This is a genomic window from Aeribacillus sp. FSL K6-1305, assembly GCF_038050115.1.
Classification (GTDB): Bacteria; Bacillota; Bacilli; order Bacillales; family Aeribacillaceae; genus Aeribacillus; species Aeribacillus composti.
Genome location: NZ_JBBOQV010000001.1, coordinates 1,975,075 through 1,998,040 on the forward strand (window position 1 = coordinate 1,975,075; position 22,966 = coordinate 1,998,040).

Sequence of the window (22,966 nt, forward strand, 5' to 3'; positions counted from 1 at the left end):
TGTTTTTACAAAAAAATATCCTCAATGCTATTTCTTATGTTAAACCCAAATTCACCGGCGCCGGATTCTCGCTGTTTATTTTTTTTACTGTTTTTTTCATTGCAGCTGATTTTGAATTGTATGGAGTTTCAAAAGATTTGAATAACCCTTTTCTTTGGAGCATTTTTTACGGATACGGAATAATTTGTTCTATTTTTATTGACCTGCTGGCTGTGAAAATTCCTAAAATCACTGGAACCATTAAAATTGCCTTTTACGTTTTGGCAGGATATCTCTTTTTTTTGCCTTTCGGATGGATGATGGTGATTGTTGGCGGAACAGTTGGAGCTCTTTGTTCATTAGTTTTTTATTTTGGAACATACATGGCGCGAAAAAACGCATTTTTTAAATATATTTTTGCAATCTGTGCTCCGTTTATTTTGTGTATTATTTTAAACACGGATTTTACTGTAAAAAAAGATTGGCGCGAATGGAAAAGGAATTCAAGCTATATCGCACTTTTCGACTATTTCCACGGAGAACACGCCATTCCGATTTATGCGGAAAAAGGTCAAACGATTACGTTTTCCGTTAAAATTCAAAACAATAACGGAGGCGGACATGGTTTTCATGTATTGAACAAAGACGGCGACGTTGTCGCCATGAAAGAAGTCGACGAAAGCACATATCAAATCAAAGCGGCAGAAAAAAGCATCTACCATATCATCGTCACAGGCGACAAACTGAAAGGAAGCTTTACAGTTACTTGGGATGTAAATGAGTAATAGAATCCTGCAGCTGCGATTAAATGAAACACAACAAACGGTGAATACGTATGAAAACATCGATAATGGAAAAACGGAGGTTTTCTCTGTGGAGAAAAAAAAGAAAATTGAAAATGTTCTTTTGACACTTTCAATTATTGGGCTTTCAGCAATGTTCATTTACGTCATTTTCATTTGGGAGCATTTGCCGGATACTATACCACGGCATTTCAATTTCAAAGGCGAACCGGATGGATTCGGCGGAAAAGGCTTCATTCTTGTTCTGCCTTTTACAGGACTAGGAATATTTGTCTTGACAACATTATTGTCCCGCATTCCCGACGCATTTTATTATCAGTACAATGCTACAAAAGAACAAAAAAAGCTTCTTTATAATCAAGGAAGGATTTTCATCCGTTTATTGCAAGCAGAAATAGTTTATTTCTTTTTATTCGGGGTCTGGCGAACCGCTCAAGTCGCACTCGGAAAAGCAGATGGACTTGGAGTCTACCCGCTTTATATTTTCTTAATTGTCATACTAGGGACATCGATTTATTTTGCCTTCCGCACAAACAAAGTTCTGAAAGAAACCAGATGACATCAGTTCGATGATCATCTGGTTCATTTCATCAACCGCGCATCACATAACGTAGAAGGGCCGTATTCCCCATTTCCCGCACATAGACGAACAGCTGTCCTTTATGGTGGATTTCATGATCCATCGCAGTTTGCAATCATTGCGATCCAGACATTTTCGCTCCAAAAATTTTGGAAAGATCGACTTGGCGATCTAGATCCTCATTCGTCACGGATTCTAGCAGGCTTTTTGTTCTTTCAGTATACATTTCTGCTAGTTTTTTTAAGTCCTTTTCCATCTCTTTCAATTTTTCGCCAAATACATCCAGATTTCCGGTTTTCACTGTTTTTGCAAATCGATAAAAGGCCGATAACATATGAATTAAAGAATTTGATAAAATGCTACTTGTACTTCGGACGGTTTTCTAATTCCTTCTCCTACAAATATCATCTTGTTAAGGAAATCATACTTTTTATTACCTACTTCAAAAACGGGAGATGTTTTAAAATAATACGAGTCTTGTGGAACTTCCTCGCCGCAAATCAACTTATTCATAATTTCTTTCGGTCCGTGCCTATATCCTTTATTAACTACATAAATAGGCACTCCGTCGTCTGTTTCAATTGTATAATGGGCTAACAATTCCGTCAGCCCATCTTTTCGTATTAATTGGTAATCGGCTCCTCCGGAAAGTACTCTTCCCTTTATGTTAGGGCCTTCAAATCTTCCACCAATAATCGGAATAACCCTCCTTATCCCTAATCCAACATCACCAATAATAATCGGCTCTTCTACCTTTATGCTGGCAGTTAACAGATGCTCTATTTTTATTGGCATTTTTCTTTCCCCTTCCAAAGTTGAGCGACTTTATTTTTTACAAATCGCTTTACCGCTAAGAATAATTTCAAATCCCGAAGAAAATATCTCCTCGGGATTTTACAAAAATTATTTTTCGACGGCTACATCTTCATTGATTATCTCAGATTGTTTTTTCTCTTTGTAATAGACTGAATGCTGCTCTTGAATGAACAATACTGCTAAACCGCCAAGCACTGCTGCACTGGCAATAGCTGCAAAATTATATTGCGGCTGTAAATTTAATGAAAGTAAAATCCCGACAAATGTAGGGGCAACTATTCCGCCTAAACGGCCAAATGCCATTGTACTTCCTACAGCTGTTGAACGCATATTAGTAGGATAATATTGAGAAACGAATGCGTTCGCCATATTTTGAACCCCGACGGATGCTGCACCAATAACAGAAATCAGGGCAAAAGCGATGAATGTACTGTTGGCAAAACCGATTAAAGATAGTGCAATGGCTCCACAGAAAAACAATGGAACAAGCACTTTTTTAAAGCCTAGCCGGTCAACTATAGGGCCGAAAACAACTGTTCCGACAATCGCCCCAATTTGCATGACAGCAGTAAATGCAAGGCTTGAGCTTAAATCATAGCCAACTTCCATCATAAGGCGCGGCAGCCATGTATTCATGGAATAAATTAATACAAATGCGCTAAAGCAGGAAATCCAGAACATAACGGTGCTGAATGCACGTTTTTCCTCAAACAAACTGACAATAGGCGATCCCGCTTCTTTCACTTTTTCCTTTTTTTCAAATTCCCCATCGCTGCTAATTCCCGGCTCAATTTTGGCAAGAATTTTTTTAGCTTCTTCTTCCTTTCCTTTTTCCAAAAGAAAGTCGATGGATTCTGGAACACTTTTCAACAAGAAAGGAATGAACAATAAGGGAATTCCGCCTACCCAATATACTGACTCCCATCCAACTGTAGGAAGGAGCTGCCTGCTTGTAAGCGCTGCCAGAATAGCTCCTGCAGAATAACCGCAAAAAATGAATGAAACAATTGCTGTGCGAACCCGTCGCGGTGAATATTCAGTTGCTATTGCAACGACATTAGGCATAACTCCGCCCAGACCAACACCTGCAATGACACGAAAGATCGTAAATAAGACAGGATTTGCTGCAAAACCTGCGAGCAGCGTGAAAAAGCTAAACAAGAACGTAGTCAACAAAATAATATTTTTTCGCCCTATTTTATCCGATAACAATCCAAACAAAACAGCACCGATTGCTGTTCCGACAACTGTATAGCTGCCAATAGCCCCGGCAGTGACATCCGAAATTCCCCATTCCTTAATAAGCAGCGGGACAGAAGCACCGTAAATGACAACATCAAATCCGTCAAACATAATAACGATAAATAACCAGAAAATCAGCCAAATATGGAATGAATGAATGCGGCTGTTGTCAATTACGTTCATTGGGTTAATCCGTTTCATATTATGATAGACCTCCTCATCAAAAATTTTTTGTATTTCACATTTTAAGTAAGCGTTTGCAATTTATCTGAAACACCTCTCTTTTACTTAATATTTTGAATTATCTTTAAGTTGATTGTAGCATCTCATTATCATAATTGTTATCTACTTATTGTAGAAAAAAACACATTCATTTTCCTAAATTATGTGGTCAAATCTGCAGAAAAGAAGATTGACAAATACTCTTCTATTTCTCACTCTGACTGCTAGCGGGCCAAATTGGTTTTCGTCTTCCATTACGATTTTCCCGGCATTGGGAAAAGGTGAAGACAAAAAGATTATGATCAGCGGATACCCATAAAATACAAAAAGCCGGCACTCAAAATGCCGACTCAATATGAAAATTCGCCACATTTTCTCGTATGGGGGTTACGTTTGTATCGTTTAATTTAATAAGCATTTCAAACGATAAAAATGATTCACATGCTTTCCATTTTATTCTTTTTATCAGGAAGCGATTCGTAAAAACGCTCTTTCCACCACTTTCGTATTTTTTTCATGTTCCATTCCGTTCCAGTTTCCTTTAAAGATTGAATACGCCAATACATTGGCGGGTGGATCATAAATTGAAATTCTAGAAATCTGAAAAACCATGAATCCCGCTCAATCGATGAATTTTGTTCTTCATTACTTAAATTGTAGCGTTCTGCTTTGTATGTCAACTCATCTTGTTTTACAGCTAAAGCAGTTAAACCGTCTGCCATTTGATCATTTCCGTTGTCAAGCCATATAGCCCCTAAATGATCTGCCCGCACTTCCATCCATTGCAAAAGAAGAGACTGGATAAGAGGAAGGAATAAAATAAGAACAAAAACAATGTAAAAAAGAAGAGACTCATTTCTTAGTAGAAAAGAATGGTATAACCAGTAAATAAATAAAACAATTACTAAAAGCGCAAGTATACGTATAATTTGACCGATCATGACATCCCGTTTTTTTACATGCACAGCTTCATGAGCAAAAACCGCTTCGATTGCTTCCAACGGAAGCTTTAACGTTTCCGACGTTAATACGATCATTGATCGACCGATGTTTGCCCCAGCTGCAAAACCGTTTAATTCATTCGCCTCTGTTTGAAAAACTTTCACATCAGAAATTCCGGCCCGACTTAGCACTTTGTCTGCAACAGCTAAAACATTTGGATCATCTATCTCTTTCACGTCTAATGCAATTTTTAATAATCGATCAGAAATGTAAAGATTAAATATCCAAAAAACAATGACCGCAATCGTGATCACCCAAATAGGAACCTTTAGCAGTGATAAGATAACAGTCAATGTCGTGTAGGCGCCGACTCCTTTGACGGAAATGGCAAAGTACATTTTGCCGAGAAGTCTTTTTATATTTTTTTTATGATAAAATGGAAGCACTTCAACTTGTGCAATTTCCGACGGTAGTTCCTTTTCTTCCCGGCTTTCAATGGTCGTAAGCCAAGAAGTGTTTTTAGCATTAAAATAGACAGTTTCGCCTGAAAATACTAGCTTTAATGTTTTTCCCATACTTGTCGTGAAATCTTCATTTGTTGAAAACATCGTAAATAATGGGAATAATTTAAGTACATCAACATTTGACTCGAGCTTTGCTTCTGAAAGTTCTGAAAGCGGATATCGTTTCGCTGTGATGTTCGATAATATGTAAATACAATTTGTTTCTTTACTGAAATACACTTCAAGGTTTCGATAAAGAACAGCTTTTTTTAACAATTGACAAATCATTACAACATTCGTATATAACAAAATAAGAGACCAAACAGAATCGTATGAATTGAAAACAAAATATAAGACAGATAGACCAATGAATGTCATCGCAAATGCCGCATCAACCCAAACCCGACTCGAATGTTTATTGAGTTCAATCTTTTCAATTTCCACTCTGTTTGCTTCATTTTTTATTTTATCGTAACCCGATTCATGGGAAAACGTGATTAAACACATAAGAAAAGAGTATCCAAAGCTAGACATCGCTCTAATTGTAAAACCTAATTCATATGCTATAAATAAATAGACTGCAAGAACAGATAACAGTACGATTTCTATCACCAATAACGGAAAAAAGGATATCCGCTTTTTCAACCAAACATGCAAAAAACCAGCTAACACTCCTCCAAGCATAATCAATACCAACGCCCAGATCATGAGCACACCCCGTTTTTTTTATATTCCTTACATATGTATTAACGTTTTTTTTCTATAAAAGTTTCTAAAAAATTGAATTCCTCGCTTCACCAATTCAACAGCAGGGGCTTCCTAAGAACGCCAGCAATCTTTTTATATACTAAAAAAATTGCAATAGCTTGACATTAAGGAGATTTTCGTCCATTTTTTAAAGACTCGTTGGATTGGTCGGGAATGAGAGCGATCTGTTATTCAAATAAAACAAAAAAATCATTTTGATTGCACCTTCCGCCACGCTTGTTGCCATTATTCAGAGCCTGTAATATCTCTGAAGTGTAACGGCAAGCTGAAGCCTTTATTAAAAAATCGCACATTATCGGCATCACCGGAAAAAAGTCATTCAGCATAACGCTAAAACTGTCAATTAATTAGGATGCCATACTCCCTATACGGAATTTGTCTTGCTCATGCTCGATATGTTCCGAGAAAGCTTACTCACTCGCACATTATTTAATTGCAGCTATTCTATTAAAAATCCCTATCAGAATGGACAGTCTAATGTCTTGGACCCCAAAGCATGATTGAAACTCCAATTAAACAAATGCCTGCTCCGATCCAATCGTAAATATCAGGAGTTTTTTTATCAACCCACCATCCCCACAAAACAGAAAGAATAATAAACACGCCGCCATAAGCGGCATATACTCTACCGAATGTAGGAAAGTTTTGCAAAGTAGGGATCAGCCCATATAGAACCAAGATCATACTACCAATAACTCCGTACAAGTAGTGTTTTCCTTCACGTATCCATAGCCAGACTAAGTACCCTCCGCCAATTTCAGCTAAACCAGCAAGAATAAATAAAATAATGGCGTAAATCATATTTCACCACTTTCCTATCGCAATTTAACACTATAGAAGGCCATAGCTTCCAGACTGCCTTCCATTTCAAAAGCTCTCTTTTCAATCAGCTTTCTTAGCCGATATTCCAAGAATTCATCTCCTACATATTGGTCTAGATGCCCCAGTACTTCACCGATTAATCTAACTGATTTTATAAAATCCTTCGTCTTCATTTCATTATGCAGCTTTTTCGCTCTGTTTATTATGAAAAGATCATAATAATCTTCCGAAACGCTGTGTATCGTTCCGTTTTGCCAAATTCGCAATACTTCGCGAGTATTTGCAAGAGCGAGCCATTCCTTTTCAAAACTCTCTCTTTCATGCTGGGAAAGAGGCGGTTCATTTTTACTTTGTTCATATATGAATCGAAGCTTTTCAGGAGGAATTTCACCTGTATCCAAAACAGTATATTTTTCTTTTCGTTTCTTAAAAAGCTCGCCATATACCTTTGTCGTGTTGATGAGGAAGATGTCATTATTTTTATTCTTCAATAGATATAAAACAAATCGCAATCCGGTCTGTTCATGAGCGTTGTCAGAAATCCATATCATAATAGGTGATCCTTCTGGAATCGCTGTTATTTCATTGACTGTTTTTTGAAAGTTTTGTTCATACTCATGAAACTCATTGTATGCATCCGTCAAATTATTTTTTATCCAATGAAATCTCGCTTCTTTTCCAATGTCTTCATGCAGTCTCCAGATCGGACCTACCGAGAATGTTTCCCAAAAAGAAATGACGCGCTCTTTTTTCTCCACATCTAAATCCCTTAAGACCATTTTTAAACTTCCCGAAGGTGAAGCGCCAAGCAGAATATGTATCATTTATAATCTTCCTTCCGCTATCTTATTACTTTATCCTAATCTTTCAAAGTCTTTACGTAAACACGATTTTTTCAGCTTTTTCGACTTTAAGAGGTACTTCATATCAGAAAAATTGTCATATGAAAGCTGAATATGAAAATAGTTTATATACTCAAGTATGGCAAAAACATAAATAAATCCCGCTATGTACAATCCTGTTGCAGGTACCGACGGATACCATCTGACTAGATCGACAAAAAACATGAAAGGCGAAATGATGATAAACAGTGTATTCCATTTCTTTATATTTTTTAATCGATGGACGATATAAGCAGGAGTTATGGCAGTATTTTCTTTTTTTAATCGCTTCCATTTTGCAAACCAATACACACTACCCTGAAATAAGAGAAACTCTAACAGAAAAAACGAAATCCAAAAAGAGTACAGCGAATATAAATGCAAATGGGCAAAGACTTTATTCCAAATGAAACTAATGATAAAAAAAATGACTGCTGCCATTGCCTCCCCAGTATATAAATAGAAAAATCTCTTCTCCAATTTTCCCCTCAAGTGCATCACCTAGTTCCTTCGTCTCGGATGGCTGATTAATCGTTAAGGATGTAAATACGGTATAGCACCATTTTCATACGTCTCAGCTCTTGTTTTGTTTCACTAGATGCTGTATTCATTGATATTTAACGGAGAAACTTTATGTGCTTTTCGCACCGAACAATCCTAATTTTCCATTGCCAACATCTAGGACACAACTTGAATCGCAGTGTTTAAAAATTGACTAAGGTACTTTATTTTTTAATAAAAAATGGGTTAAAATTCTGAATTGATTCATTGCCCTTTTCCATGAAAATGTTTTATCATTTTTTTACTTTCTCCTATTTTTTGATTGAACGATCAAGAGCCTTCTCTTCAAACTATTTATTGGCAAATAACCTGAATCCGTGACAAAACATCTTTACAATGGTCGCAAACCGTTGATACGATAAGGGAAAACGACGTTGACGATTCTTCATCAAGTAGGTGATGTGATGAAAGATTTCCCGATTCGGTTTGTATTGACAGATGAAGCGATTACCCCAAGTGCTGGGCTTGCTCTCGTTGGCTACTTACTCCATCGAACGAAACTGGATAAACGGGTAAACGCACTTCGGCTTCCAACGGTTCGTCGAGAAGTGCACATTTCCCATAGCGATGTCATTCGCTCGATGATTGGCTTGCTTGCCACAGGAAAAACGGATTTCGATCATATCGAAGCGTATCGTCAGGACGATATCTTTTCGGCATCGATGGGGATTCAGCACGTGCCTTCCTCTCCAACCTTGCGACAACGACTCGATCAGCTCGCTTGTCTTCCGATGACCGAAACGATTCTTTGGGAGGAGTCCATACGTCTGTTGATTCAACGACATGCCACTTTGTCCCCTTGTTGGACCAAAGGAAAGACGACATGGCTTCCCCTTGATATAGATGGTTCCCCATTTGACAACTCCGATACGAAAAAAGAAGGAGTCAGTCGAACGTATAAAGGATTTGACGGTTTTACACCGTTGTTTGCGTATGCAGGGAAGGAAGGGTATCTCGTTCATGCCGAGTTGCGTCCAGGGAAACAACATGTGCAAGACAACATGCCCTCGTTTTTAGTCACCGCTATCCGTCGAGCTCGTCAACTGACTTCATCTCGTCTGCTTGTTCGCATGGATGCAGGAAACGATGCAGAAGCGAATGTGCACGTATGCCTAAAGGAAGACGTGGACTTTGTCATCAAGCGAAACTTACGCCGAGAATCGAAAGCGCTTTGGTTCCAGATCGCTTCGCAAAAGGGCAAACGTGTCGATGATGGACAAAGCGAAGGAGTACAAACCTATGAGCTATGCCTTCCACAGAAGGCAGCGATCGATGGGAACACGTATACGTACGTTCAAGTCACCCAAGTGACGGAACGGACGATGGAACGCAATGGACAGCTGATGCTCGTTCCTGATTATGAAGTGGAAAGCTATTGGGTGCGGCTCAAAGGATACGAGCATGTTCGAATGAGCGATGTGCTCGCGTTGTATCATGACCATGCGACATGCGAACAGTTTCATAGCGAACTGAAGAGCGACTTAGATTTAGAGCGGCTTCCATCTGGGAAGATGAAAACGAATGCGCTCGTGTTGGTCATGGGAGCCTTCGTTTACAATCTTCTTCGTCTGATTGGACAAGATCTATTAAGCGATCCGAGACATCCGTTGCACCACAAAGTGAAACGCCGCCGCATCAAGACGATTATTCAGACGGTGATCACGATGGCAGGGCGACTCGTCCGTCGATCACGACAGATCTGGATGAAACTGACGCGAAGGAGTGGCTATAGCGAGCCCCTACTGAACGTCTATCAGAAATGGAGAGAGGTAAGATAACGAACGAATGTTCGGGAACTGATGTCCAACGTCACTCCCTGTGCTTTTTTGTCTATTTTTTTGGTTCGTATACCTAAAAAAGAGATTTGTTCCATTTTCGGAAATAGAGATGACATAGGTCATAAGCATAAAAGGGGTTTTATGGATTATCAATCCATCAAAATTACAACAAAATCAAAGTCGATTTCAATTCATCACGGATTCAGGAAATAATTTAAATTGCAACAATTTTACAATGAGAAGTGAGCAAAACATTATTTTGGATCCACGAACATATTCTCGTTCTAAATAAAGTTAGATTAAAAAAGAGACACAGATTAATATAGTAATAGACTAAAATCCATAAAAAATGCGTTATGAGTAAGCTGTAATCATCAAACAGTTCGTTAGCGAAATCAAATGTACAAACGCTCATGAACTCTGAGAAAAAATACAAACTTGTACGAAAAATATCAGAAACTCGCCACATCTTCCAAAGATTTTAATTTCCTGACTGTTTTTTTTGGCCTAAAACTAATATATCTGCAACGTTGAAAAGATTAAAATTTATTATATTTACAAACATTCAGTAAATAACTTTTGCATTTAAAGTCCAATAACGATTTTATAATTCCCCAATTTTCAAATTGATAATAAAGCTAAAGTATGTTAAGAAAATCTTTTTATTGAGAGACATTTACATCCCTTATAAGTTAACAAGAAAAGACTTGGAATGCATCGTGTATTAAATTGTTTTTCCATTTTTATACTAATTATGGTGAATGACTTCCCAAACAGAAATACCTAAGTCGTGTTCTCACTAAGATCATTCATCTTTACAACCACTATTTAAATGATAAGCAACCCACCTCTTTGAATCGTCACACTCATCGGAGTTTTAGTGAGAATCTCGCCATCTCCTTGCACAATAACAGGTAAATCGGAGATAACTTCCACTTGTTTCCCTGTTATCATAGTTACACCAGGATGTAGTATATGTTTGCCTTTAAACGCCTTTGGAAAAGTGCGCAACAGCTCCCATTTATTCATGCCGTGTACTATACAAATGTCAAATAGTCCATCATTATAACAAGCATTTGGACATATTTTAATACCTCCGCCATAGTTTGAGATATTGGCAATTGCAATTAACCATACATTACAAAAAACTAGTTTCTCCCCATCAACCATTAATTGAATGCTGACAGGACGATATTTTAATAAAACATGCAAGAAGCTAAGTCCATATGAAAGATTACCTAATCTAATAAAATTCAGCCAATTTTTATATTTCGAGCCATTGTTTATCTCGGCGACTTTACCGTCAAAACCGATCCCCATTACAGTAATGAAGTATTCGTTGCCAATTCTTCCAATATCAATTTTTCTTTGTTTTCCCATTAAAATACGTTTTAAAGCCTTTTTATAGTCCTTTGGTATATCAAGAGCCCTTGCAAAATCGTTTCCCGATCCTGCAGGAATAACACCCAAAGGTATATTCGAATTGATTAACCCGTTAGCAACATCATGGATTGTACCATCTCCTCCTACGGCTACAACAGCATAACATTTTTCAGAAGACAACTCCTTAGCAATTTCTGCTGCATGTTTTGGACGATTGGTAAAGCGCACTTGATAATTTATCTGTTTTTCTTGAAGCAACTTTTCAGTCTTTTTCCAAACTTTTAATCCTTTTCCGTTTCCTGAGATTTTATTGACGATAAAATAATACATACTAAAGATCTTTCCTTTATTAAAGATATGAAAGTTTTATATATTATGCCAAAACCGTTTTATTTGGCATGGTTTTATCATCTCCACATTCACTTCGTTTAGAGGTGGGCGTTTCTCGATGAAGCTTCTGTACAGAAGAAGGTTGTCAGAAGTTTTCTAGATGGATTAGAAAGCAACAACTGCTTGTTTGCCGATTAAGCGGTCCAACCACTTTCCTGCTTGGTTACCCAATCCGTTGATACATTCATCTCGTTTGCACATTCAAATGGAAGATGTTCCCATGCACTGTCTTGCCAAGTTTTTTGTAAATTCTCTATCTATTTTATTACAATTTTCTCCTATTTACAGGAATCTATTCACACAACTCCATTTATGCTGTCAATGTGAAAAATCCCCAATGACCGTCGGCTATCACTTGAAATACAAGGAATTGATCTTTGTTTTTTCCTAAGTTTACTGGCAATCCTTTAAAAAATTTTTTGATGAGTAACAAAAGACAAAAGAAAAAACTTCTTTACTATCTTTGCAGAAAAAATGAATGAGACATAGATTGAAGGAGTTGTCTTATGTTGCAAAAGGGATGATTGCTTGACATATCCAATAAAATGTTATTTTTTGTAACAAAGAAAAATTAGGTGAATACAATATAATCGAATTTCAGGAAAGGAGAAATCAATATGCAATATGATTATAACTTGAACTATGCTTATAACCTAGATCAACAAGTTCCATATGCGAATCCTCAGGAGCCGTATGAAGAAAATATGCATTATCGGGATCATTATGATCACCATGTGAGCAAGCATGATTTTTGCAAAAGACATAAGCATTATTACGTCTTGCTGGAAATGGACGATGGAAAAATGTATGATGGCATTATTGATAAAGCCGATAATGATCATGCCTATTTATTAGTACCTATTGGCGACCAACGAGAAGAAGATAACGAAGAAGAAAGACAATTTGGCTTTGGTGGATTCGGAGGTCCTTTTGGTGGATTCGGAAGTCCTTTTGGTGGATTCGGAAGTCCTTTCGGAGGATTCGGATCTCCTTTCGGTGGATTCGGAGGTCCTTTCGGTGGATTTGGAGGGTTTGGGCATTTCCCATTTCGTTTTCGGAGATTTAGGAGATTCCGATTCCCGTTTTCAAGGATTCGTCGTTTTTCATTTCCGTTTTCTTAAGTTAATACATTTATGTGGTCGGCAGCTTCCTTATGGAGTTGCCCGTTTTTTGCTTGAAAATTTGCTCCGCTTATATTGAAGCTATACTATTGTACACCCCTTGATTTAATTTCCTGCTACCACATATAATTTCCATTTATCCATCCGTTAAGTGTTTTGCGGCTTGTTCCAAAGCAACAATTTTTATTCTGATCTGCCGCCTTTTGTTTGGATTTACGCTTAACAGGATTAAGCGGTGGAAAAAGAGTACTGATTTGCTTCAAGTACTGATCGGAGAGTGGTTTTTACACTAATAATGGCTTGGCATTCTATTTTTATTAGTACAAAAAAATTTTGATGCTATCGTTATCATCAATATTTGCTAACTAAATGTCGTTTACGTCCTTTACGGTACCGTCAAGAATTTTGTGTGTAATGCAAGATAGATAGGGCAGTCTCCTGTTTGGAAAGGAAGAATCCCTTTTCCCCTTTTTTAATATAATAATATGGTTAAATGTAGCCATTTACAAACATATTCGCTGAGTTTCGATGGTAGCTTCTATGCCGTTCCTCCTGTTAGATTTCGAAGAAATTTTTGATTTCTTCCTGCATAATCAGTTCTAGCTATGGGAGACTAACCTTTTTTGATTGCTGCAGCACCATCATAAGTTTCATAACAGCCTCTGCAAGTACGGTATAATCTGAACTTTTAAATTCATTTAAATATATCATTGGCCCAACAACAACTTTTACTGGCTTTCGAATCCACTTTTTCGCATCTAGACAAATAATCGCAACCGGAAGAACAGGCGCTCCTGTTTTTAACCCGAAAAAGCTACCCCTTTTTTTCGGATTGACACTTTCCCCGTTTTTACATCTTTTACCTTCAGGAAATCAGCCTATCCGTATTTAATCAGGTCTTTAGCAAATCATTTATGTATATCTTAGATAACGATAATGAAACAACAGATATTTATTTTCTTACACCTAAACAAGGTATTTATAAATTGGAGTATAGAAAAGGAGAAGAAGAAACATTTTTTAAACAAATTTTTGAAAGATTGGAACCGCTCGCAGCTTCGCAGTTAGTCATTGACAATAATTTTTATGATGATCTTCCGGAAGAGATGTGGAACGGAGATGAGATTACGAGATCATTAAGCGAATACGGAAAAAAGCTTGATCGCATGAATTTACTTCCCGCTCCATTTCCATCGGAAGAATATCTTACACCTCGTGGTCTTCGCCATTTAAAAAAACTTTACGGATTAGGAGGACTAAGCTATGGAAACCTCAGTGCCAGACGGGACAGTGAAAGCTTTTGGATGAGTGCAAGCGGAATTAACAAAGCAGATATGAAAACAGTCGGTGAAGATTTTCTCTTAATAAGTGGATATGATCCTGATAAAAATGCCATGAAAGTAAGCGTTCCCCCGAATATAACACCAAAAAGGGCATCTGTCGACGCTATTGAGCACTGGATGATTTATAAAGAACACCCGGAGGTAGGAGCGATTGTACATGTTCATGCTTGGATGGACGGCATAAAGGCTACAGAGATTAACTATCCTTGTGGAACAATTGAACTTGCAAAAACAGTGGCTGAACTTGTCCGAATTTCAAAAGAGCCTTCTAAAGCTATTATTGGTCTTAAAAACCATGGACTAAAGATGACATCTTTGAACGTATCGAAGGCAAAATTATCCCCCAAGTACCGATGTCTTAACGTATTTACATGTTTTTGAACCAACGGAATTTTTATGGAATGATTAAGGCTCCCGAAAAAAAATTTGGATAGAGAGAGGGGATTTAACCTTACTTATTTGGTTTGTATGTATTTTTAAGCATCGGCAAATCCCCTGCAACTTTCTCCCTGCTCGCCAAACGGTGCACCGCGTTTTTCACATTGCATCCATCTATTGAAGCATCAGCTTGTCCGCACCGTTTTCTCCCTACTCTGCTTAAATGTTTATTCTGGTTTTACCAAAATTTTCACTTGGTCTTTTTCTTTTATCAGCGTTTCAAATCCTTCTGCTACAATATCATCTAGCTTAATTCGTTTCGTAACGAGTTTTTCTGCTTGGAAGTAGCCTCGTTTCATTAATTCCATTACAGCAGGGAAGATATCGCGGTATGCAATAATTCCTTTTACATTTCTTTCTTTTAATACGATATTATTTGGCTGAATGCCCGCTTCTTTTTCCCATATGCTAACGATGACTGTTTCTCCTTCAAATGCAGTGCTGTCAATAGCTTGTTGTAAAACAGCCGGTATTCCCGTTACTTCAAACGCAACGTCGACTCCGCCATCGGTTAATTCATGAAGCTTTTGAACCGGATCTTCCTCTATTGGATTGATGACAGATGTAGCACCGAGTTCTTTCGCTTTTTGCAAACGTTCTTTGGAAACTTCTACTGCATAAATTTCTGCAGCGCCAGCTGCTTTTAATGCTTCAATCACAAGAAGACCTATAGGACCTGTTCCAAACACAGCGGCTTTATCGCCAGGTTTGATTTTGCTTAATCTAACAGCATGCAAGGCTACAGCCGCAGGCTCCACCAATGCTCCTTGTTCATAAGAAAGACCTTCAGGCATTTTATGCACCATATGCTCATCAACGACAGTATACTCAGAGAATCCGCCGCCGCCACCGGATAAACCGTGGAATCCTAAAGATTCGCAAAGATTGTACTTACCTTTTTTACAAGCTGGGCATTCTCCACAGCGAAGAATAGGTTCTACAACGACAGGATCCCCAACCTTTACTTTCGTAACGCCTTCTCCAACTTCAACTACTTGACCAGAAAATTCGTGGCCCATGATAATTGGCGCCACATCTTTACTGACAGGATGAGGCTCTTGAACAGGAACAAAAATTGGACCTGCCGCATATTCGTGTAAATCGCTTCCGCAAATTCCTGCCCATTCTACTTTAATTTTTACTTTTCCTTTCCCTGCTTTCGGTTCTTCTACTTCCTCTACTCGAATGTCTCTAGCGTTGTGCCATCTTGCTGCTTTCATTTCATTTCCCCTCCCAATTTTATAATCGCTTTCATTGTATCATTTTTTAGTCCTATTTTTATCATATCGAAAAAATTCGAAATTATTTTATAAAAGAAATTGCTTATTTTGTGATTGGCTCTTTTTCAAACTATGATATGTACAAGCTTCATGGAACAGGAGCATATTTGTCATGCGGCAATTACCATGATCATGAGGTCAGCTTAAGCCTTAAATGTCAAAAATATCTTATTATAAAAATCAGCCCTCTTCTTTCAAATGTTCTATTTGCCAAATGCCTCTTTACCTGAATTTAGTGACTATTTGATCAATCATATAGTTTTCTGCCAGCTGTCTGCAGCATGCACACACTGTTATGAGGGCAAGCACATTTTTCACAGGTTTTAGGGTTTGCAAATTCCCTTCCTTACCGGATCATGCCGGTTGAAAAAGGAAATTCTCATTTCCCTGACCATATATACAAAAGTCCTAAGTTTTTTCGCATCCCACCTCCTGATAGAACTAAAGTTCTATGAATCTATTTTCATTTTATTACAATATAGGAAGGTATTTCAAGAATATCATGATAAAAAAAACTGATTCCCCCCTTCATTACATTTAAAGGTGCGGGGTGAATCGGCAGAAATGAAATGCTAGTTTAAGAATGCACAAAAGTGATTGGACAAGATTTTAACATGCGCGACCTTGATTAATATTGTACATATCAAAATCACTTAAAGAGAAAAAAACATGTACACTCTTAAACAGTCAACAATGTACATGTTTATGGTTCTTACTCAATCTTGGTGATGGGAAGGAGGTTAATGGAGAAAATGAGTGTACAAATAAGTATTTTTATCTCTGTGTTATCAATGACCTCGATTTTTCACCAAAAGAACGTAAGAACCATGTTTATCCTGACTTTTACAGCAAAAAAAGAAATTCCATTCGTTTACTTTTTTGCGTGTTAATTAAATCTGTATCCTCTAGAACGATTTTTTCCCTGATCCTGCAAACGCAGATTTCACAAATCCTGAATCTGATCCGCACACATTTCCGTATGGAGACGCCTCCTTTCTTGATGACTGCTCCTAACAGCTCACTATATAGATCGGCTGAAAAATATAACAAGTTTTGTAGTGGATGGGTCAAATTGACGTCCTTTTGGATGGTGTGTTTTCGTCTTTTTCTTTATATCATAGTAAACAAATCAGAATTCAGGGAGGAGTGATTGTATTTGTCTACTCAAAACAAAAAAGAATCAAAAATCGAAGTGATTAAGCGACAAAGCCGCTATTTACGGGGGACAATCAAGGAAGCTCTTCAAGATGGCAAACCGATGTTTTCGGAAGAAAATGTACAGGTATTGAAGTTTCACGGTGTTTACCAGCAGGACGACCGGGATTTGCGGCACAAGCTTTTGAAAGAAGGCAAAGAGAAGCATTACTCGATGATGGTGCGTGCCCGAATACCAGGCGGGGTGTTGAATCCGGATCAATATTTGGTGTTCGATCGCTTAGCCGATGAATATTCGGAATACGGGACGCTGCGCATTACGACGCGTCAAACCATCCAGCTTCACGGCATACTGAAAGGGAACTTGAAGGCTACCATAAAAAGGCTGAACGAATCACTAATCACAACACTTGGCGCCTGCGGCGATTCGGGGCGGAACATCATCTGTTGCGCAAAGCCGGGCGATGAGCCGTTCCGCGCCGAGATGCGGGAAGATCTGCTTGCACTGACTGATCGGCTGAGTCCTAAGACAAATGCGTATCACGAAATCTGGCTTGACGGCGAACCGGTTCAGCTTTCTGATGGAGAGACTGAGGAGCCGCTGTACGGTGATGTATACCTCCCGCGCAAGTTCAAGGTTGCGATGGTACCGGAAGGAGATAACTGCATCGATGTGTACGACAATGACATCGGACTTGTGGCACATATCGAGAACGGACACGTTGCTGGCTATACTGTGCTGGTAGGCGGCGGTATGGGACGAACGGCGGTCGTTCAGGCAACTTATCCGAGGCTGGCGAGTCCGCTTTGCTATGTGCCCAGGAAGGATGTCGTAGACACAATCCTTGATACTTGCGTAGCCATTGTGACCATCGAACGGGACTTCGGAGATCGCTCAAACCGCCGTTTTGCCCGCATGAAATATTTAATCGACCGGCGAGGACTGGATTGGTTCCGGCAAGAGGTTGAGACAAGGCTTGGGCGTACTTTAGAGCCACCAAGAAAGCTGGAATGGTACAACGGGCACGACCATCTCGGCTGGCACCGTGAGCGTGACGGGATAAGCTACCTTGGCCTGTTTGTTCCATATGGTCGTATTAAAGATACTGAAACCATGAAATTGAAATCGCCACTTCAAAACATTGTGCGCGAATTTCGTCCGACCGTTCGCCTCACCACGCAGCAAAATGTGATCCTGAGCGGCATTCCAGACGAATTTCGACCGGCGATTGAAGAGCGATTGCGCTCTGCGGGAGTGCCGCTTCCACATGAGCTATCAACAGTCCGAAAAAATACAATGGCATGTGTAGCCCTGCCGACCTGCGGACTTGCGCTGGCCGAGTCGGAGCGGGCTCTGCCCGATCTGTTGCCACAGTTTGAGCAGCTGTTTCATGAGCTTGGCCTCTCGGACGAGACCATCACCGTCCGCATGACTGGGTGCTCAAACGGCTGTGCGCGCCCGTACAACGCCAACATCGCTTTTATCGGCAATGGCACATTTAAGGCATGGGCTGCTGCGTCCGATGTTTCTTTTATTAACGCCTCTTTTTGTTCTACTGTAAGACTTCCAAACAATTGAATTTGAATAATCGGCATGTTTTTATCCTCGCTTATGATCAGTTTTGCTTTTTCTTACGTCAATGCCTTGGCGAATGACTCCGTCAACTCTCTTCTGTGATAAAAAATTCCTTGACCGATTTTGTCTTCAGTCCATGTTATAGTTGGAAAATCAGGATAAGTAATGTAACCGCTCGCAAAAGCTTCATTGCGATTGCCTGAAGGATCAAAGAAATAAGTTGTTTGTCCTCGCGTAATGCCATGGCGTGTCGGTGTAACATCGAATTGGACATTATTTTTTGATAAAATATCTGCTGCCTTTAGCACATCATACCAATTGTCAACATAGAACGCGACATGGTGCATCTTCTTGTCCGGTCCTTTAATAAAGGCAACATCATGCGGTTTTCCATTTCTAGCATAAATAAAGCTCCCCACCATTTGTTCTCCATCTACTGTTGTAATTTTTTCACTAACGAACATATCCAGGACTTCAGTGAAAAATCTCGTTACAGTGTCTATATCATCTCCTGTTAATGCTAGGTGATCGAGACGATGCGGCGCAATTCCCCGCAGTCCATCCGGCCATGGGTGAGGATTCCAATCTCCTGTTTTCGTACCGACACGCTCGATTTTATGATACAATTCAACTTGGTGGCCTGTTGGAAGTTCAAAACGAATTGCTTCTCCTTCCGCAATTCTTGTTCCTTTTGAAACCCGTTTTAATGTACACCCGAATTGTTCAATCTTCTTTTCGTACTTGGCTAAATCTTCTTCGTTTTCTACTTTAAAAGCAATGTGATCAAGGCCAGGAGAGTCAGCCTCCTGAAGAATAAGGCTATGATGATCGAATTCATCCCACGCCTTTAAATAAACTCTCCCTTCACTTCTTCTCATCTCTTCAAGACCAATTACATTTGTGTAATACTTGACTGATTCTTCAAGATCCATGACTCTTATTTCAGCCTTGCCAACCCGCATAATAGCCATTTCAACCACTCCCTCTATAAATGTTGATATATCAACGGTAGTAGCCGTTTCAGGGGTGTCAAAAAAATATTTTTCGACAAAGTTTCTAACATTATTTCTTAAATATGTGTATATCTTACATTGACTGGGTACGCTTCGCGGCCACTACTGGTTAAATTTGGTTGTAGTGGGGGGAAGCGTATGGGATGCACCGTAGATCTCTGCATCGCTGATGATGACGAACCCTCCCATGTCTCTTGGCATCCTTGTGCCTACATTCCTTCGTTCGGTCTAGTCATCAGGCAGAGGCCGGCTAAGCTCCTTTAGGGACTCAAGGTCGAATGGATGATATCGCGCCAGCTTCTCCGTGTCATCCTTGTTGTCTAGAGAATCGAGACTATAGGCATCAAGCAGCCGTTTCGAGGCCAAAGATGTCCTGCATCATTCGCTTCGCATCGAACGCTTGGTGCTTCGTACATACAGCGTGCAATACCTTCAATAATTTTCCGCATAACACCACAATCGATTGCTTCTTCCGCAACGGATTATCAGGACGTGTCGTGTAATAGTCGTGCAGCTGCCGAAACGCTTCGTTGTGGCGGATCATCGGCATCATCACGCGGAAGAGGAGGGCGCGCAACCGCCTTCTTCCACGCTTGGAGATCCGTTTTTGCCCTTTGTGTTGGCCGGAGGAATGTTCCCGCAGCGTCAGGCCCGCTAATTTGATAAGCTGCCGCGGATCCTGATAATGGGAGAAACTCCCGATCTCTGATAACAATTCTACGATGGTCGCATCGCCTAAGCCCGGAACGGTCTTCAACCATTCGTACTCGACCGATGTCTGTACGAGTTCAATCAGCTGTTCTGTCAATGCCTCGATCTCTTTTTCCAGCTGGCGATATCGGCGGACAAGCGTGGCGATTTCGATACGGGCCATCTGTTGTCCTTCCGTTACGCCAATGGAGTGTTGGGCCAATTCCATCAACTTCTTCGCTTTCGGCTTTTGTGGCGATTGTAATCCCTCACTTTGCCGGTAAAGGGCCAGCACCTCTTCTAGTTCTTTTCCTGCCAGATCACTCGGAAATGGCGTATATTCCAGCACCGCGAGCGCCATTTTCCCAAATGACGGGAAGACTTGGGAAAACTCCGGAAAATATCGATCAAGCCAGCGAATCATTTGATTTCGAATCGCTCCCTGTTCTTCCACCAATTTGGAGCGAAATGTCGCTCCCACGCGCAGTTCGGCCTCCATCCCTTTCAGAATGCGCGGATAGCTGAATCGGCCGTCTTTCACTAACCGGGCAATGACGAGCGCGTCTTTCGCATCATGCTTGGTTGGAAGATTGTCGTCCAGCTCTTTGGAGCGCTTCACGTGCATCGGGTTTGTCATGACGAGAGGAATGCCCTTCTCGTCAAGAAAGTAAGCGAGATTGAGCCAATAATGTCCCGTTGGCTCGATGCCAACGATCACTTCCGTTTTTTCAAATTCCTCCATCGCTTTCACGATGCACTGGTACAACCATTCCAACCCTTCTCTGGATTGCGGAACGGGAAACGATTTTTTCAGCACCCTCCCTCGCTCATCCACAAAGCAGGCGTAATGCTTCTTTTTCGCGATATCCATGCCAACGACGAGCGTTTGATCGGTGACTTGATTAATCTTCTTGTTTGAGATAGAATTCATGTATAGTCCTCCTTGGTATCCAAATTAGGGGTCAATTCGTGCGATTGACACCCCCGAATCATACCAAGAGGGCTTTTTTTATTCAAGTCCCCGAAAAAACTTCTAACAGGAATGCTCCTTATATTTGATTTAATTTATGGAATAATTTTAACAATTTTTATTTTCTGATTATACAAATAATTGTGCTGTTTTACCTTTAAATTCTTTGCCATTTTCGCAATAATGTACTAAATTTTCATGAGGAGCTTCGAGAAATACTGAAAAACATATACTTATATGGTAAAAACGAAATCATTGATGATATGTTTGATAAATCCCTGCTGCTTTCAGTTCCTAATCGAAATTAATAAAAACGAAAAATATAATCGAAGTTTAAATTTGTAAAATATATGAAAATATTAGAATTTTTTATAATAGTGTGATCATTAGCATTGCATAAATATAGTTAGAATTTTCTGTTAATTAATTTTTGTGAATTTGTGCCAAAAAGACAAAACCTAAAGAAAGGTGGCACTGCCCATTTGGTAAATATATACAGTTAAACCAGAGCGACAACGACAAAAGGGAGATTATGGACTGGCTCGCCCATCAAATTTTCGCAACCAAACATAAGCTGGTTTCCACAGAGCTCTCTTTAACCAACGAGTAATTCGAAGTAGGGATTTCTTACTTTTCATCTCCAATTGAATGAGAACATGTAAGCAATACGTGATCAGGGCTAAGAAAATTTGATTTTGAATAGCTGTTTCACTCATTCCATAAAAGTGCTTAATTTCTACGTGTTGCTTGAGCCATTTGAAAAAGAGTTCAATAGCCCAGCGAGATCGGTAAATATCACTTATCTCTTCTGGTTTTAAATCAAATCGGTTGGTGATGAAACGAAGTAAGTTCCCTTTTGTGTCCATAACTTCTAGTAGACGATAGACATTTTCAGTACGATTTTGTGTGGTACCAATGTAGACCATTTTATCGGATAGAACGTGACAATCATCAGGAAGTGAAAATGTATAGACTTCACGAATGACTGCGTTTTTCTTCAGTCTTGAAACGAAGAAATAGCCATCATCTGTCATCCGATCAAAACGTTCATAGTCCACATAACCGCGGTCAAACACATACATGGCTTCTTGATCATCCACTAGGACTTCGAGTTGATTTCGGTCATGTTCTTTTGCTGTCGTAATCACTGCTTTTTCAGGATAGACGGTGTCTTTATCCATGAAAACGAGCCGTAAGTGTAGCTTTACACCAGCTTTTGTTTTCCGGAATTTTGCCCATTTATAATGGGTCAAATTCAACGGGAGTGTACTTGAATCAATGATTTTCAGTGGCATATTCTTTCCGTTTTGATAATGGTGCCGTTGAATTTTCCAAACAAGATCCAAGAACAAATTTGCAAGAATTAGTGGGTGGATCTGATTGTTTTTTCGGGATAGCTGAGAGGCACTTATCGATTCAAATCCGAGTGCTTTTTGAAGATCTTCGTCTACAAGTGCATCACTCATTTCCTCTAAGCTCGTAAATTCGAGCAGCTGGGCTACCAATAAAAGTTTAATATAGGCTTCTGTTGTCAGCTTTTTTGTGTAATAGTCCTGTTTCAATTCTTTGACTTGTTCGCTAAGTTTTTGAATATTTATGGGTGAAACCCATTTACCAAATGATGAAATTAGTGTATTCTTGTCCATAATGGTTATCCTTTACGATTGGATTTGGGCAGGAACCACCTGTACTTCCATTGTAAAGGATTTT

17 protein-coding genes and 2 pseudogenes are annotated in these 22,966 nt (G+C 39.4%); 6 read left to right on the forward strand and 13 right to left on the reverse strand.

The window, feature by feature from the left end; genetic code table 11:
• The first annotated feature begins 137 nt into the window (after positions 1–137).
• Positions 138–764: a hypothetical protein gene (locus NST97_RS09560; protein ID WP_311066466.1), complete on the forward strand. Its 627-nt coding sequence runs from the start codon at positions 138–140 to the stop codon at positions 762–764.
• A complete protein-coding gene (locus NST97_RS09565; protein WP_339193295.1) occupies positions 757–1,341 on the forward strand; it encodes a DUF1648 domain-containing protein in 585 nt (194 codons plus the stop codon). Before NST97_RS09560 ends, NST97_RS09565 begins: the two co-directional genes overlap by 8 nt.
• A 31-nt stretch (positions 1,342–1,372) precedes the next feature.
• On the opposite strand, the gene NST97_RS09570 is transcribed toward NST97_RS09565, so the two are convergent.
• The 7 genes from NST97_RS09570 to NST97_RS09600 all read right to left on the reverse strand — a co-directional run bounded on the left by NST97_RS09570 (position 1,373) and on the right by NST97_RS09600 (position 8,050).
• Complete coding sequence (locus tag NST97_RS09570; RefSeq protein WP_339195824.1) at positions 1,373–1,465, reverse strand: DinB family protein; 93 nt, start codon at positions 1,463–1,465, stop codon at positions 1,373–1,375.
• A gap of 236 nt (positions 1,466–1,701) precedes the next feature.
• A complete protein-coding gene (locus NST97_RS09575) occupies positions 1,702–2,157 on the reverse strand; it encodes a DUF3237 domain-containing protein (RefSeq protein WP_339193297.1) in 456 nt (151 codons plus the stop codon).
• A 108-nt stretch (positions 2,158–2,265) separates the two neighbouring features.
• A complete protein-coding gene (locus tag NST97_RS09580) occupies positions 2,266–3,621 on the reverse strand; it encodes an MFS transporter (RefSeq protein ID WP_066247353.1) in 1,356 nt (451 codons plus the stop codon).
• A gap of 458 nt (positions 3,622–4,079) precedes the next feature.
• A complete protein-coding gene (locus tag NST97_RS09585; RefSeq protein WP_341343149.1) occupies positions 4,080–5,795 on the reverse strand; it encodes a M48 family metallopeptidase in 1,716 nt (571 codons plus the stop codon).
• 534 nt (positions 5,796–6,329) lie between these two features.
• A complete protein-coding gene (locus NST97_RS09590; protein ID WP_044895977.1) occupies positions 6,330–6,656 on the reverse strand; it encodes a YnfA family protein in 327 nt (108 codons plus the stop codon).
• A 14-nt stretch (positions 6,657–6,670) separates the two neighbouring features.
• Positions 6,671–7,501 carry a DUF1835 domain-containing protein gene (locus NST97_RS09595; protein WP_311066470.1) on the reverse strand — a complete coding sequence of 277 codons (831 nt, stop codon included), beginning with the start codon at positions 7,499–7,501 and terminating at the stop codon, positions 6,671–6,673.
• Positions 7,502–7,531: 30 nt separating this feature from the next.
• Positions 7,532–8,050: a general stress protein gene (locus tag NST97_RS09600; RefSeq protein ID WP_144598223.1), complete on the reverse strand. Its 519-nt coding sequence runs from the start codon at positions 8,048–8,050 to the stop codon at positions 7,532–7,534.
• A 473-nt stretch (positions 8,051–8,523) separates the two neighbouring features.
• Between NST97_RS09600 and NST97_RS09605 the strand changes: the two genes are divergently transcribed.
• Positions 8,524–9,897 carry an IS1380-like element ISGsp2 family transposase gene (locus tag NST97_RS09605; protein WP_339195758.1) on the forward strand — a complete coding sequence of 458 codons (1,374 nt, stop codon included), beginning with the start codon at positions 8,524–8,526 and terminating at the stop codon, positions 9,895–9,897.
• 828 nt (positions 9,898–10,725) lie between these two features.
• On the opposite strand, the gene NST97_RS09610 is transcribed toward NST97_RS09605, so the two are convergent.
• Positions 10,726–11,610 (reverse strand): diacylglycerol/lipid kinase family protein, encoded by an 885-nt coding sequence (locus tag NST97_RS09610; protein WP_066247365.1) that lies wholly within the window; start codon positions 11,608–11,610, stop codon positions 10,726–10,728.
• Positions 11,611–12,287: 677 nt separating this feature from the next.
• Between NST97_RS09610 and NST97_RS09615 the strand changes: the two genes are divergently transcribed.
• Both NST97_RS09615 and NST97_RS09620 read left to right on the forward strand, forming a co-directional pair.
• A complete protein-coding gene (locus NST97_RS09615; protein ID WP_341343150.1) occupies positions 12,288–12,791 on the forward strand; it encodes a hypothetical protein in 504 nt (167 codons plus the stop codon).
• A gap of 870 nt (positions 12,792–13,661) precedes the next feature.
• Positions 13,662–14,496 (forward strand): annotated as a pseudogene (locus NST97_RS09620) (class II aldolase/adducin family protein); the annotation flags it as partial.
• A gap of 243 nt (positions 14,497–14,739) precedes the next feature.
• Here the strand turns inward: NST97_RS09620 and NST97_RS09625 are convergent.
• Entirely contained in the window at positions 14,740–15,792 is a 1,053-nt protein-coding gene (locus tag NST97_RS09625) for a 2,3-butanediol dehydrogenase (protein ID WP_094244530.1), read from the reverse strand.
• Positions 15,793–17,008: 1,216 nt separating this feature from the next.
• Here NST97_RS09625 and NST97_RS09630 point away from each other — a divergent pair.
• Positions 17,009–18,490, forward strand: a pseudogene (locus NST97_RS09630) (NADPH-dependent assimilatory sulfite reductase hemoprotein subunit); the annotation flags it as partial.
• Here the strand turns inward: NST97_RS09630 and NST97_RS19245 are convergent.
• The 4 genes from NST97_RS19245 to NST97_RS09645 form a co-directional block, all read right to left on the reverse strand.
• Positions 18,397–18,603, reverse strand: a complete 207-nt coding sequence (locus NST97_RS19245) for a tautomerase family protein (protein WP_420534702.1) — start codon at positions 18,601–18,603, stop codon at positions 18,397–18,399. The pseudogene NST97_RS09630 and the gene NST97_RS19245 overlap by 94 nt on opposite strands.
• A 36-nt stretch (positions 18,604–18,639) precedes the next feature.
• Complete coding sequence (locus NST97_RS09635; protein WP_063388369.1) at positions 18,640–19,554, reverse strand: catechol 2,3-dioxygenase; 915 nt, start codon at positions 19,552–19,554, stop codon at positions 18,640–18,642.
• 385 nt (positions 19,555–19,939) lie between these two features.
• Positions 19,940–21,217 (reverse strand): IS110 family transposase, encoded by a 1,278-nt coding sequence (locus NST97_RS09640; protein ID WP_340786644.1) that lies wholly within the window; start codon positions 21,215–21,217, stop codon positions 19,940–19,942.
• Positions 21,218–21,786: 569 nt separating this feature from the next.
• Entirely contained in the window at positions 21,787–22,902 is a 1,116-nt protein-coding gene (locus NST97_RS09645; RefSeq protein ID WP_341343103.1) for an IS4 family transposase, read from the reverse strand.
• Positions 22,903–22,966 lie beyond the last annotated feature (64 nt).